Annotated in this window: 10 protein-coding genes and 4 tRNA genes; all 14 read left to right on the forward strand. The window is 55.7% G+C overall.

From position 1 onward, the window contains the following. The first annotated feature begins 116 nt into the window (after positions 1 to 116). Positions 117 to 201, forward strand: a tRNA-Tyr gene (locus CFBP1590_RS03280). A 24-nt stretch (positions 202 to 225) separates the two neighbouring features. Continuing rightward, positions 226 to 299, forward strand: a tRNA-Gly gene (locus CFBP1590_RS03285). Positions 300 to 325: 26 nt separating this feature from the next. Next, positions 326 to 401 (forward strand) — tRNA-Thr (locus CFBP1590_RS03290). A 164-nt stretch (positions 402 to 565) separates the two neighbouring features. Beyond that, positions 566 to 641: transfer RNA gene (locus CFBP1590_RS03295), tRNA-Trp, on the forward strand. A 46-nt stretch (positions 642 to 687) separates the two neighbouring features. Then, positions 688 to 1,056: a preprotein translocase subunit SecE gene (gene secE, locus CFBP1590_RS03300; protein WP_004883646.1), complete on the forward strand. Its 369-nt coding sequence runs from the start codon at positions 688 to 690 to the stop codon at positions 1,054 to 1,056. Positions 1,057 to 1,065: 9 nt separating this feature from the next. Then, the gene (gene nusG / locus CFBP1590_RS03305; protein WP_003317113.1) at positions 1,066 to 1,599 is read left to right on the forward strand and encodes a transcription termination/antitermination protein NusG; all 534 of its coding nucleotides are present in this window, start codon (positions 1,066 to 1,068) and stop codon (positions 1,597 to 1,599) included. A gap of 118 nt (positions 1,600 to 1,717) precedes the next feature. After that, on the forward strand, positions 1,718 to 2,149 hold the full coding sequence (gene rplK, locus CFBP1590_RS03310; protein WP_004883650.1) for a 50S ribosomal protein L11: 432 nt from the start codon (positions 1,718 to 1,720) through the stop codon (positions 2,147 to 2,149). Then, positions 2,149 to 2,844, forward strand: a complete 696-nt coding sequence (gene rplA, locus CFBP1590_RS03315; protein WP_004883652.1) for a 50S ribosomal protein L1 — start codon at positions 2,149 to 2,151, stop codon at positions 2,842 to 2,844. Before rplK ends, rplA begins: the two co-directional genes overlap by 1 nt. A gap of 196 nt (positions 2,845 to 3,040) precedes the next feature. Next, positions 3,041 to 3,541, forward strand: coding sequence for a 50S ribosomal protein L10 (rplJ, locus tag CFBP1590_RS03320; protein ID WP_004883655.1), 501 nt, complete (start codon positions 3,041 to 3,043; stop codon positions 3,539 to 3,541). A 74-nt stretch (positions 3,542 to 3,615) separates the two neighbouring features. After that, complete coding sequence (gene rplL, locus CFBP1590_RS03325) at positions 3,616 to 3,981, forward strand: 50S ribosomal protein L7/L12 (RefSeq protein ID WP_004883656.1); 366 nt, start codon at positions 3,616 to 3,618, stop codon at positions 3,979 to 3,981. 220 nt (positions 3,982 to 4,201) lie between these two features. Further along, on the forward strand, positions 4,202 to 8,275 hold the full coding sequence (gene rpoB, locus CFBP1590_RS03330; protein WP_029241916.1) for a DNA-directed RNA polymerase subunit beta: 4,074 nt from the start codon (positions 4,202 to 4,204) through the stop codon (positions 8,273 to 8,275). Positions 8,276 to 8,339: 64 nt separating this feature from the next. Continuing rightward, positions 8,340 to 12,539: a DNA-directed RNA polymerase subunit beta' gene (gene rpoC, locus CFBP1590_RS03335; protein ID WP_004883660.1), complete on the forward strand. Its 4,200-nt coding sequence runs from the start codon at positions 8,340 to 8,342 to the stop codon at positions 12,537 to 12,539. A gap of 194 nt (positions 12,540 to 12,733) precedes the next feature. Then, positions 12,734 to 13,105 carry a 30S ribosomal protein S12 gene (rpsL, locus tag CFBP1590_RS03340; protein WP_002555494.1) on the forward strand — a complete coding sequence of 124 codons (372 nt, stop codon included), beginning with the start codon at positions 12,734 to 12,736 and terminating at the stop codon, positions 13,103 to 13,105. Positions 13,106 to 13,227: 122 nt separating this feature from the next. Next, complete coding sequence (gene rpsG / locus CFBP1590_RS03345) at positions 13,228 to 13,698, forward strand: 30S ribosomal protein S7 (protein WP_002555493.1); 471 nt, start codon at positions 13,228 to 13,230, stop codon at positions 13,696 to 13,698. Positions 13,699 to 13,719 lie beyond the last annotated feature (21 nt).

Below are 13,719 nucleotides of genomic sequence, written 5' to 3' on the forward strand. Positions count from 1 at the left end.
AGTGAGGTGTAAGTCTCGCGAACGAAGTGGAAATGGTCAACGCATGTAACCTCAGGTTTTTACTGAGAAAAAGGTTGACAGAAGGGTGGCATGAGTTGAGAATGCTGCCCTGCTCAGGAGGGGTTCCCGAGCGGCCAAAGGGATCAGACTGTAAATCTGACGTCTACGACTTCGAAGGTTCGAATCCTTCCCCCTCCACCAGATTTAGCGCGAGCTGCAAATTGCGCGGGTATAGTTTAGTGGTAGAACCTCAGCCTTCCAAGCTGATGATGCGGGTTCGATTCCCGCTACCCGCTCCATGTTTGCAGCTTATGCAGATTGTATTGCTCTTGTAGCTCAGTTGGTAGAGCACACCCTTGGTAAGGGTGAGGTCAGCGGTTCGAATCCGCTCAAGAGCTCCATTGCTAAAGGCAGATATGAAAATATCTGCCTTTGTTTTAGGTAGACGCGCAATGCGCGGTTTGCCTGGAGCTGTTCAGGTCTGCGCCATTGGTTGGTGGGATTTGAATAAGGTGTTGAAATACTGTTGTCAGGTCCGCATAATGGTCGGCCTGATTTTGCTTTTAGGTCAGTAGCTCAATTGGCAGAGCGACGGTCTCCAAAACCGTAGGTTGGGGGTTCGATTCCCTCCTGACCTGCCAGATTCCCTAGATGTAATCTGGCTTTCTTTTCACAGGATCTCCGTAGATGAATCCCAAGGCTGAAGCATCAGACTCTCGCTTCGATATGCTGAAGTGGCTCCTCGTAGTCGTTTTGGTCGTCGTGGGTGTCGTCGGCAATCAGTACTATTCTGCTGAGCCGATCCTGTACCGTGTTCTCGCTCTCCTTGTTATCGCTGCTGCAGCTGCGTTTGTCGCTCTGCAGACTGGCAAGGGCAAGTCCTTCTTCGTTCTGGCGAAGGAGGCACGTGCCGAGATCCGTAAAGTCGTTTGGCCTACTCGCCAAGAAACCACGCAGACCACGCTGATTGTTGTGGCTGTTGTTCTGGTTATGGCGTTGCTGTTGTGGGGGCTTGATTCCCTGCTCGGCTGGCTTGTTTCCTTGATTGTTGGCTAAGGGTGTCCCGTGGCTAAGCGTTGGTACGTAGTGCATGCTTACTCGGGTTACGAGAAGCATGTCATGCGCTCGTTGGTCGAGCGTGTGAAGCTCGCAGGCATGGAAGATGGCTTCGGCGAAATTCTGGTTCCCACTGAAGAAGTGGTTGAAATGCGTAATGGCCAGAAACGCAAAAGCGAACGCAAGTTCTTCCCTGGTTACGTGCTGGTTCAGATGGACATGAATGAGGGTACTTGGCACTTGGTCAAGGATACCCCACGTGTCATGGGCTTCATCGGCGGTACCGCTGATAAGCCTGCACCTATCACCGACAAAGAGGCAGAAGCGATTCTGCGTCGTGTCGCCGACGGTAGCGACAAGCCGAAGCCGAAGACTCTGTTCGAGCCAGGCGAGGTTGTTCGCGTCACCGACGGTCCGTTTGCCGATTTCAATGGCACGGTCGAAGAAGTCAACTACGAAAAGAGCCGTATCCAGGTGGCGGTGCTCATTTTCGGACGCTCTACTCCGGTAGAGTTGGAGTTCAGTCAGGTCGAAAAGGCATAACTGAGCTGGAATCCCATACCCCGCAGCCTAAGGCTGTGGGGTTTTTTCGTCACTGGGATATACGCGTAAGCAACCGGGGAGCCTTTATTGGCGCTTGTACCCGTAATTGGAGTGCCTCATGGCCAAGAAGATTAGTGCATACATCAAGCTGCAAGTGAAAGCCGCTCAGGCTAACCCAAGCCCGCCAGTAGGCCCGGCTCTGGGTCAGCACGGTGTGAATATCATGGAATTCTGCAAAGCGTTCAACGCCCGTACCCAGGGTATTGAGCCAGGCCTGCCGACTCCAGTGATCATCACTGTATACAGCGACCGTAGCTTCACTTTCGAAACAAAAAGTACCCCTGCGTCGGTTCTGCTGAAGAAAGCTGCAGGTCTGACCAGCGGCTCGGCTCGCCCGAACACCGTTAAAGTTGGCACCGTGACCCGTGCTCAGCTGGAAGAAATCGCAAAAGCAAAAAATGCGGATCTGACTGCTGCTGACATGGATGCGGCCGTGCGTACCATCGCCGGTTCCGCTCGTAGCATGGGCCTTAACGTGGAGGGTGTGTAATGGCTAAGCTGACCAAGCGTCAAAAGGCAATCGCTGGCAAGATCGAAGCTGGCAAGGCCTACAACTTTGTAGACGCAGCTGCTCTGCTGACCGAGCTGTCGACTGTCAAGTTCAGCGAGTCCGTTGACATCGCTGTAAACCTGGGCGTTGACCCTCGTAAATCCGACCAGGTAGTTCGTAGCGCTACCGTTCTGCCGCACGGCACTGGCAAAACTGTACGCGTTGCAGTTTTCACCCAGGGTCCTGCTGCTGAAGCCGCTCTGGCTGCCGGCGCTGATCGCGTTGGTATGGACGACCTGGCTGCCGAAATGAAAGCTGGCGACCTGAACTACGACGTGGTTATTGCTTCCCCGGACGCAATGCGTGTTGTGGGTCAGTTGGGTCAGGTTCTGGGTCCTCGCGGTCTGATGCCTAACCCGAAAGTCGGCACTGTTACTCCTGACGTTGCTAACGCCGTCAAGAATGCCAAGGCTGGTCAGGTTCGTTATCGCACCGACAAGAACGGCATCATCCACACTTCCGTTGGCAAGGTCGGCTTCGACGCCGTCAAGCTGAAGGAAAACGTTGAAGCACTGATCGCTGATCTGAAGCGTATCAAGCCTGCTTCCTCGAAAGGTATCTACGTCAAGCGCGTTACTCTGAGCACCACTATGGGCCCAGGCCTGGTGATCGATCAGGGCTCGCTGGACGCGTAAGACAAAGGCGGCACGTCTGACGTGCCGCCAAAAAAATTGGGGTCCCTGCCTGGCGGGGGCTATCCAAGACCGTAGGCGGCGCAAGTCTTAAAACTCAAGCCTACGCAGATGGTGCTCCCGGTTCCTTACCGAATCAGACACCAAAACGACATCAGGCTTCGGCCAGGTGAAACGGTAACAAGCAGGAGTTAAACCCGTGGCAATTAAACTCGAAGACAAGAAGGCCATCGTCGCTGAAGTCAACGAGGCTGCCAAAGCTGGTCTGTCCGCAGTCGTGGCTGATGCCCGCGGCGTGACAGTTAGCGCTATGACCGGACTCCGTAAAGAGGCTCGTGAAGCTGGCGTTTACGTACGTGTTGTACGTAACACCCTGCTCAAGCGCGCTGTTGCCGACACTGATTTCAGTGTCCTCAACGACGTGTTCACAGGCCCGACCTTGATCGCATTCTCCAACGAACATCCGGGCGCTGCTGCTCGTCTGTTCAAGGAATTCGCAAAAGGTCAGGACAAGTTCGAGATCAAGGCAGCTGCGTTCGAGGGCAAGTTCCTCGCAGCTAATCAGATCGATGTACTGGCAACCCTGCCGACCCGTGACGAAGCAATTTCTCAGCTGATGAGCGTGATTCAAGGCGCTACCAGCAAGTTGGCTCGTACTCTGGCGGCTGTTCGCGACCAGAAAGAAGCAGCTGCAGCCTAAGGGTTCGCCGCTTCTCGCGTTTTTTGTTTTTTTCGATGGTCGCGTAGGCCGTCCCCAAATCAGGAATTAGAGTCATGTCTATCTCTCAAAACGATATCCTCGAAGCCGTTGGCAACATGTCCGTAATGGAAGTTGTTGAGCTGATCAAAGCTTTCGAAGAAAAATTCGGCGTTACTGCTGCCGCTGCTTCGGCTGGTCCAGCTGTTGCTGCTGCTGTTGTTGAAGAGCAAACTGAATTCAACGTCATGCTGCTGGAAGCTGGCGAGAAGAAAGTTAACGTCATCAAGGCAGTTCGTGAACTGACCGGTCTGGGCCTGAAAGAAGCCAAGGCAGTCGTTGACGGCGCCCCAGCAATGGTCCTGGAAGCTGTTGCCAAAGACGCAGCTGACAAAGCCAAAGCTACTCTGGAAGAAGCAGGCGCTAAAGTCGAGCTGAAATAAGCATCGATTTGAGTGTCCAGCCCACGCATCTAGCGAAAGGCTGATGGCTGGTGGCTTTTGCCACCGGCCTTTTTCCGTTATAGACGATTGGCGCGGTCAATGTCTTTAACGTGCAGGATCCACCGATGACGGTGGCGCAAACCAAGGGGTTTGCACGATTTTCTGGCTGCTTCCGTCGGGAGGGAGCCAAACAAGCAGGTGACCAAGCTGGGGAACGCTGATGGCTTACTCATATACTGAGAAAAAACGTATCCGCAAGGACTTTAGCAAGTTGCCGGACGTAATGGATGTGCCGTATCTCTTGGCCATCCAGCTGGATTCGTATCGCGAATTCCTGCAGGCGGGAGCGACCAAAGATCAGTTCCGCGACGTCGGTCTGCATGCAGCCTTCAAATCCGTTTTCCCGATCATCAGCTACTCCGGCAATGCTGCGCTGGAGTATGTAGGTTATCGCTTGGGCGAACCGGCATTTGATGTCAAGGAATGCGTGCTGCGCGGTGTGACTTACGCTGTACCTCTGCGAGTCAAGGTTCGTCTGATCATCTTCGACAAAGAGTCGTCGAACAAAGCGATCAAGGACATCAAAGAGCAAGAAGTCTACATGGGTGAAATCCCCCTGATGACTGAAAACGGTACCTTCGTAATCAACGGTACCGAGCGCGTTATCGTGTCTCAGCTGCACCGTTCGCCTGGTGTATTCTTCGACCACGACCGTGGCAAGACGCACAGCTCCGGTAAGCTGCTGTACTCCGCTCGTATCATTCCTTACCGCGGTTCGTGGCTGGACTTCGAGTTCGATCCGAAAGACTGCGTATTCGTCCGTATCGACCGTCGTCGCAAGCTGCCTGCGTCCGTACTGCTGCGCGCACTGGGTTACACCACCGAGCAAGTGCTCGATGCTTTCTATACCACCAACGTATTCCATGTTCGCGGTGAAAACCTGAGCCTGGAGCTGGTGCCTCAGCGCCTGCGTGGTGAGATTGCTGTCCTGGATATCCTGGACGACAAAGGCAAGGTCATTGTCGAGCAAGGTCGCCGTATTACTGCTCGTCACATCAACCAGCTGGAAAAGGCCGGGATCAAAGAGCTCGAAGTGCCGCTGGACTACGTCCTGGGCCGCACCACAGCCAAGGTCATCGTGCATCCGGCTACCGGTGAAATCATCGCCGAGTGCAACACCGAGCTGAACACTGAAATCCTGGCCAAGATCGCCAAGGCTCAGGTTGTTCGCATCGAAACGTTGTACACCAACGACATCGACTGCGGTCCGTTCGTCTCCGATACATTGAAGATCGATTCCACCAGCAACCAACTGGAAGCGCTGGTCGAGATCTATCGGATGATGCGTCCTGGCGAGCCACCAACCAAGGATGCTGCCGAGACTCTGTTCAACAACCTGTTCTTCAGCCCGGAGCGCTACGACCTGTCGGCTGTAGGCCGGATGAAGTTCAACCGTCGTATCGGTCGCACCGAGATCGAAGGTTCGGGCGTGCTGTGCAAGGAAGACATCGTAGCGGTCTTGAAGACCCTCGTTGACATCCGTAACGGCAAAGGCATCGTCGATGACATCGACCACCTCGGTAACCGTCGCGTTCGTTGCGTTGGTGAAATGGCCGAAAACCAGTTCCGTGTAGGTCTGGTGCGTGTAGAGCGCGCGGTCAAAGAGCGTCTGTCGATGGCAGAGAGCGAAGGCCTGATGCCTCAGGACCTGATCAACGCCAAGCCAGTCGCTGCAGCGGTGAAAGAGTTCTTCGGTTCCAGCCAGCTTTCCCAGTTCATGGACCAGAACAACCCGCTGTCCGAGATCACCCACAAGCGTCGTGTCTCTGCACTCGGCCCTGGCGGTTTGACTCGTGAGCGCGCCGGCTTTGAAGTTCGAGACGTTCACCCGACTCACTACGGCCGCGTGTGCCCGATTGAAACGCCGGAAGGTCCGAACATTGGTCTGATCAACTCGTTGGCAGCCTACGCTCGCACCAACCAGTACGGTTTCCTCGAGAGCCCGTACCGCGTTGTTAAAGAAGGTCTGGTTACCGACGAGATCGTTTTCCTGTCGGCAATCGAAGAAGCGGATCACGTCATTGCACAGGCTTCGGCCGCAATGAACGACAAGCAAGAGCTGATCGACGAGCTGGTTGCGGTACGTCACCTCAACGAATTTACGGTCAAGGCACCTGCCGACGTTACCCTGATGGACGTTTCGCCCAAGCAGGTTGTATCGGTAGCAGCGTCCCTGATCCCATTCCTTGAGCACGACGACGCCAACCGTGCGTTGATGGGTTCCAACATGCAGCGTCAGGCTGTACCTACACTGCGTGCTGACAAGCCGCTGGTCGGTACCGGCATGGAGCGCAACGTTGCGCGTGACTCCGGCGTTTGCGTCGTGGCTCGTCGTGGCGGTGTGATCGACTCGGTTGACGCCAGCCGTATCGTGGTTCGTGTTGCTGACGACGAAGTTGAAACAGGTGAGGCCGGTGTAGATATCTACAACCTGACCAAATACACCCGTTCCAACCAGAACACCTGCATCAACCAGCGTCCGCTGGTGAGCAAGGGTGATCGCGTTCAGCGCAGCGACATCATGGCCGATGGTCCGTCCACCGACATGGGTGAGCTGGCACTGGGTCAGAACATGCGCATCGCGTTCATGGCCTGGAACGGTTTCAACTTCGAAGACTCCATCTGCCTGTCCGAGCGTGTGGTTCAGGAAGATCGCTTCACCACGATCCACATTCAGGAACTGACCTGTGTGGCCCGTGACACCAAGCTTGGCCCAGAGGAAATCACTGCCGACATCCCGAACGTGGGTGAAGCGGCGCTGAACAAGCTGGACGAAGCCGGTATCGTTTACGTAGGTGCCGAAGTCGGCGCCGGCGACATCCTGGTCGGCAAGGTCACTCCGAAAGGCGAGACCCAGCTGACTCCGGAAGAAAAGCTGCTGCGTGCGATCTTCGGTGAGAAAGCCAGCGACGTTAAAGACACTTCCCTGCGCGTACCGACCGGTACCAAAGGTACTGTCATCGACGTTCAGGTCTTCACCCGTGATGGTGTCGAGCGTGATGCACGTGCACTGTCCATCGAGAAGTCGCAACTCGACGAGATCCGCAAGGATCTGAACGAAGAGTTCCGCATCGTTGAAGGCGCTACATTCGAGCGTCTGCGCTCTGCCTTGGTCGGTCGTGTTGCAGAAGGCGGTGCTGGCCTGAAGAAAGGTCAGGAAATCACCGACGAAGTCCTCGACGGTCTTGAGCATGGTCAGTGGTTCAAGCTGCGCATGGCTGAAGATGCTCTGAACGAGCAGCTCGAAAAAGCTCAGGCCTACATCGTCGATCGTCGCCGTCTGCTGGACGACAAGTTCGAAGACAAGAAGCGCAAGCTGCAACAGGGCGATGACCTGGCACCTGGCGTACTGAAGATCGTCAAGGTCTACCTGGCAATCCGTCGTCGCATCCAGCCGGGCGACAAGATGGCCGGTCGTCACGGTAACAAGGGTGTGGTCTCTGTGATCATGCCGGTTGAAGACATGCCGCACGATGCCAACGGTACGCCGGTGGATATCGTACTCAACCCGTTGGGCGTACCTTCGCGTATGAACGTCGGTCAGATCCTTGAAACCCACTTGGGCCTCGCGGCCAAGGGCCTGGGCGAGAAGATCAACCGCATGCTCGAAGAGCAGCGTAAAGTGGTTGAGCTGCGCAAGTTCCTCACCGAGATCTACAACGAGATCGGTGGCCGGCAGGAAAACTTGGACGAATTCACCGACCAGGAAGTTCTGGATCTGGCGAAGAACCTGCGTAACGGCGTTCCGATGGCCACTCCGGTGTTCGACGGCGCCAAGGAAAGCGAAATCAAGGCAATGCTCAAGCTGGCTGACATGCCAGAGAGCGGCCAGATGCAACTGTTCGACGGTCGCACAGGCAACAAGTTTGAGCGTCCTGTAACAGTTGGCTACATGTACATGCTGAAGCTGAACCACTTGGTGGACGACAAGATGCACGCGCGTTCCACTGGTTCTTACAGCCTGGTTACCCAGCAGCCGCTGGGTGGTAAGGCACAGTTCGGTGGTCAGCGTTTCGGGGAGATGGAAGTGTGGGCGCTGGAAGCATACGGCGCGGCGTACACTCTGCAGGAAATGCTCACAGTCAAGTCGGACGATGTGAACGGTCGTACCAAGATGTACAAAAACATCGTGGACGGCGATCACCGTATGGAGCCGGGCATGCCCGAGTCTTTCAACGTGTTGATCAAAGAAATCCGTTCGCTCGGTATCGATATCGATCTGGAAACCGAATAACACGTGACGTGAATCGGGAGCAGGGCGTAAATCCCTGCTCCCTGCTCCGCCAGGAGGAAAGGCCTTGAAAGACCTACTGAATTTGCTGAAAAACCAGGGTCAAGTCGAAGAGTTCGATGCTATCCGCATCGGCCTCGCGTCGCCTGAGATGATCCGCTCGTGGTCGTTCGGTGAAGTTAAAAAACCGGAAACCATCAACTACCGTACGTTCAAGCCTGAGCGTGACGGTCTGTTCTGCGCCAAGATCTTTGGCCCGGTAAAAGATTACGAGTGCTTGTGCGGTAAGTACAAGCGCCTGAAGCACCGCGGTGTCATCTGCGAAAAATGCGGTGTGGAAGTGGCTCTGGCCAAGGTTCGTCGCGAGCGCATGGCTCACATCGAACTGGCTTCGCCAGTCGCTCACATCTGGTTCCTGAAGTCCCTGCCGTCCCGTATCGGCCTGCTGATGGACATGACCCTGCGTGATATCGAACGCGTTCTCTACTTCGAGAGCTATGTCGTTATCGATCCAGGCATGACCACCCTCGAAAAGGGTCAGCTGCTGAACGACGAGCAGTACTTCGAAGCGCTGGAAGAGTTCGGTGACGACTTCGACGCCCGTATGGGTGCCGAAGCTGTCCGTGAACTCCTGCACGCTATCGATCTGGAGCACGAAATTGGCCGTCTGCGTGAAGAGATTCCGCAAACCAATTCCGAGACCAAGATCAAGAAGCTGTCCAAGCGTCTGAAGCTGATGGAAGCCTTCCAGGGTTCCGGCAACCTCCCTGAGTGGATGGTGCTGACCGTTCTGCCGGTTCTGCCGCCAGATCTGCGTCCTCTGGTTCCATTGGACGGTGGCCGTTTCGCGACGTCCGACCTCAACGACCTGTATCGTCGAGTGATCAACCGTAACAACCGTTTGAAGCGTCTGCTGGATCTGTCCGCTCCTGACATCATCGTGCGCAACGAAAAGCGCATGCTGCAGGAAGCGGTCGATGCCCTGCTGGACAACGGTCGTCGCGGTCGCGCAATCACCGGTTCCAACAAGCGTCCTCTGAAATCCCTGGCTGACATGATCAAGGGTAAGCAAGGTCGTTTCCGTCAGAACCTGCTCGGTAAGCGCGTTGACTACTCCGGTCGTTCGGTAATTACCGTTGGCCCGACCCTGCGTCTGCATCAGTGCGGTCTGCCTAAGAAAATGGCTCTCGAGCTGTTCAAGCCGTTCATTTTCGGCAAGCTGGAAATGCGTGGCCTGGCCACGACGATCAAAGCTGCCAAGAAGATGGTCGAGCGCGAGCTGCCGGAAGTGTGGGACGTTCTCGCTGAAGTGATTCGCGAACACCCAGTGCTTCTGAACCGTGCGCCAACGCTTCACCGTCTGGGTATCCAGGCATTTGAACCGGTACTGATCGAAGGTAAGGCTATCCAGCTGCACCCTCTGGTCTGTGCTGCGTACAACGCCGACTTCGACGGCGACCAGATGGCCGTTCACGTTCCTTTGACGCTGGAAGCCCAGCTCGAAGCGCGTGCGCTCATGATGTCGACCAACAACATCCTGTCGCCAGCCAACGGTGAGCCAATCATCGTTCCTTCGCAGGACGTTGTACTGGGTCTGTACTACATGACCCGTGAAGCGATCAACGCCAAGGGCGAAGGCCGTGTGTTTGCAGACCTGCAGGAAGTCGACCGCGTATTCCGCGCCGGCGAAGCAGCGCTGCACGCCAAGGTCAAGGTCCGCATCCACGAAACGGTCAACGATCGTGATGGTGGCAGCGTCAAGAACACCCGTATCGTCGACACCACTGTCGGCCGTGCGCTGTTGTTCCAGGTGGTTCCGGCCGGCCTGTCCTACGACGTCGTCAACCAGCCGATGAAGAAGAAGGCGATCTCCAAGCTGATCAACCAGTGCTACCGTGTGGTTGGTCTGAAAGAGACCGTCATTTTCGCTGACCAGTTGATGTACACCGGTTTTGCCTACTCGACTATCTCGGGTGTTTCGATCGGCGTTAACGACTTCGTTATCCCGGACGAGAAGGCTCGCATCATTGACGCGGCCACCGAAGAAGTTAAAGAGATCGAAAGTCAGTACGCCTCGGGCCTGGTTACTCAGGGCGAGAAGTACAACAAGGTGATCGACCTCTGGTCCAAGGCGAACGACGAAGTATCCAAGGCGATGATGTCGAACCTCTCGAAAGAGCGGGTGATCGACCGTCATGGTGTCGAAGTCGACCAGGAATCCTTCAACTCGATGTACATGATGGCTGACTCGGGTGCGCGTGGTTCTGCTGCCCAGATCCGTCAGCTGGCCGGTATGCGTGGTCTGATGGCCAAGCCGGACGGCTCCATCATCGAAACGCCGATCACTGCGAACTTCCGTGAAGGTTTGAGCGTACTTCAGTACTTCATCTCGACTCACGGTGCTCGTAAGGGTCTTGCGGATACCGCACTGAAAACCGCTAACTCCGGTTATCTGACTCGTCGTCTGGTAGACGTCGCGCAGGATCTGGTAGTTACCGAAGTCGATTGCGGCACCGAACACGGCTTGCTGATGACTCCGCACATTGAAGGCGGTGACGTTGTCGAGCCTCTGGGTGAGCGCGTACTGGGTCGAGTCATCGCCCGTGACGTATTCAAGCCAGGCACTGAAGAAGTGATCGTGCCTGCCGGTACGCTGGTAGACGAGAAGTGGGTCGAGTTCATCGAGCTGAACAGCATCGACGAAGTGATCGTTCGATCGCCGATCAGCTGTGAAACCCGCTACGGCATCTGCGCCAAGTGCTACGGTCGCGACCTGGCTCGTGGGCATCAGGTCAACATTGGTGAAGCTGTCGGCGTTATCGCTGCACAGTCCATCGGTGAGCCGGGTACCCAGCTGACAATGCGTACGTTCCACATCGGTGGTGCGGCAAGCCGGACCTCCGCAGCTGACAGCGTTCAGGTGAAAAATGGCGGTACTGTCCGTCTTCACAACCTGAAGCACGTTGAACGTGTTGACGGTTGCCTGGTTGCGGTATCCCGCTCCGGTGAGCTGGCAATCGCCGATGACTTCGGTCGTGAGCGTGAGCGTTACAAGCTGCCATACGGTGCAGTGATTTCGGTGAAGGAGGGCGACAAGGTCGACGCTGGCTCTATCGTTGCCAAGTGGGATCCGCACACTCACCCAATCGTCACCGAGATGAAAGGTACTGTTACCTACGTCGGCATGGAAGAAGGCATCACGATCAAGCGTCAGACCGACGAATTGACCGGTATGACCAACATTGAAGTGCTCGATGCCAAAGACCGTCCAGCTGCCGGCAAGGACATCCGTCCGGCCGTGAAGATGGTAGGTCTGGATGGCAAGGATCTGTTGCTGCCGGGTACTGACGTACCTGCCCAGTACTTCCTGCCTGCAAACGCCCTTGTTGGTGTTGCGGACGGTGCGCAGATCGCGATCGGTGATGTTATCGCTCGTATTCCGCAGGAAACTTCGAAGACCCGTGACATCACCGGTGGTCTGCCGCGTGTTGCCGACCTGTTCGAAGCGCGTCGTCCGAAAGAGGCTTCGATCCTTGCAGAAGTCAGCGGTACCATCGCGTTCGGTAAAGAGACCAAAGGCAAGCGCCGTCTGGTCATTACCCCGAACGACGGTAGCGATCCGTACGAGGAGCTGATTCCGAAGTGGCGTCACCTGAACGTCTTCGAAGGCGAACAAGTGAACCGCGGCGAAGTTATCTCCGACGGTCCGAGCGATCCACACGACATCCTGCGTCTGCTGGGTGTGAGTGCGCTGGCCAAGTACATCGTCAACGAGATCCAGGACGTATACCGTCTGCAGGGCGTGAAGATCAACGACAAGCACATCGAGACCATTCTGCGTCAGATGCTGCGTAAGGTTGAGATTGCCGAGTCTGGCGATTCCAGCTTCATCAAGGGCGACCAGATGGAGTTGACTCACGTACTGGTAGAGAACGAGCGTCTGAGCACGGAAGACAAGTTTGTCTCCAAGTTCACACGCGTACTGCTGGGTATCACCAAGGCATCGCTGTCCACTGAGTCGTTCATTTCCGCGGCCTCCTTCCAGGAGACAACCCGCGTACTGACCGAAGCAGCTGTGACTGGCAAGCGCGACTACCTGCGCGGCCTGAAGGAGAACGTGGTCGTGGGTCGTCTGATCCCGGCCGGTACCGGTCTGGCTTATCACAGCGAGCGCAAGCGTCGCCGTGAAATGGACAAACCGATGCGTGTCAGTGCGAGCGAGGTAGAAGCCGCTCTGACTGAAGCGTTGAACTCCAGCGGTAACTGAGACTAAAGCCTCGGCACTCGGATCAGTCGCACAGCATTCGTGCTGTTCGCCTGATGTGGACGTCGGGGCTTTGTCTTGACTGGGGACAGGATCCTCTTTAGACTCTTGTACCCCTAAATTTGGCGGGGCTTGTGCCCTGTCATTTGCTTTTCTTGTAAGACAATAGCGTCGCAAGACAACAGTGGAGCTAGTAGATGGCAACTATCAACCAGCTGGTACGTCAGCCGCGTAAGCGTATCGTCGAGAAATCCGACGTGCCTGCGCTGCAGAACTGCCCGCAGCGTCGCGGTGTGTGCACTCGTGTGTATACCACCACGCCGAAAAAACCTAACTCGGCATTGCGTAAAGTCTGCCGTGTGCGCCTGACCAACGGTTTCGAGGTTTCCTCGTACATCGGTGGTGAAGGTCACAACCTGCAAGAGCACAGCGTGGTACTGATCCGTGGCGGTCGTGTAAAAGACTTGCCAGGTGTTCGTTATCACACCGTTCGTGGTTCTCTGGATACCTCCGGCGTTAAAGGCCGTAACCAGGGTCGCTCGAAATACGGTACCAAGAAGCCTAAGTAGTATTTGGTTTCTGATTAAAATTGCAGATTTCTATTTTTCTGAGTCGATAAGAGTAAGGTCGGGCGCATCCTTTTCAGGATGGTGGTCCCGAGCTAACCTGAAGACCGTTTGAGGGCTTATCCATGCCAAGAAGACGCGTAGCAGCCAAGCGCGAAGTGCTTGACGATCCAAAATACGGAAGCCAGATTCTGGCGAAGTTCATGAACCACGTGATGGAAAGCGGCAAGAAAGCCGTTGCCGAGCGTATCGTTTATGGCGCGCTGGAGAAGGTTAAAGAGCGTAAGAACAGCGATCCCCTGGAAATCTTCGAGAAAGCTCTCGACGCCATCGCTCCGCTGGTCGAAGTAAAGTCGCGCCGTGTAGGCGGTGCTACTTACCAGGTTCCTGTCGAAGTTCGTCCGTCCCGTCGTAATGCTCTGGCAATGCGTTGGCTGGTAGACTTCGCGCGCAAGCGCGGTGAGAAGTCTATGGCTCTGCGTTTGGCTGGCGAACTGTTGGACGCCGCCGAAGGTAAAGGTGCTGCGGTCAAGAAGCGTGAAGATGTGCACCGTATGGCTGAGGCCAACAAGGCTTTCTCGCACTACCGCTTCTAATTTCAGCGTCACTAATTTTGC

The organism is Pseudomonas viridiflava (genome assembly GCF_900184295.1).
GTDB lineage: Bacteria > Pseudomonadota > Gammaproteobacteria > Pseudomonadales > Pseudomonadaceae > Aquipseudomonas > Aquipseudomonas viridiflava.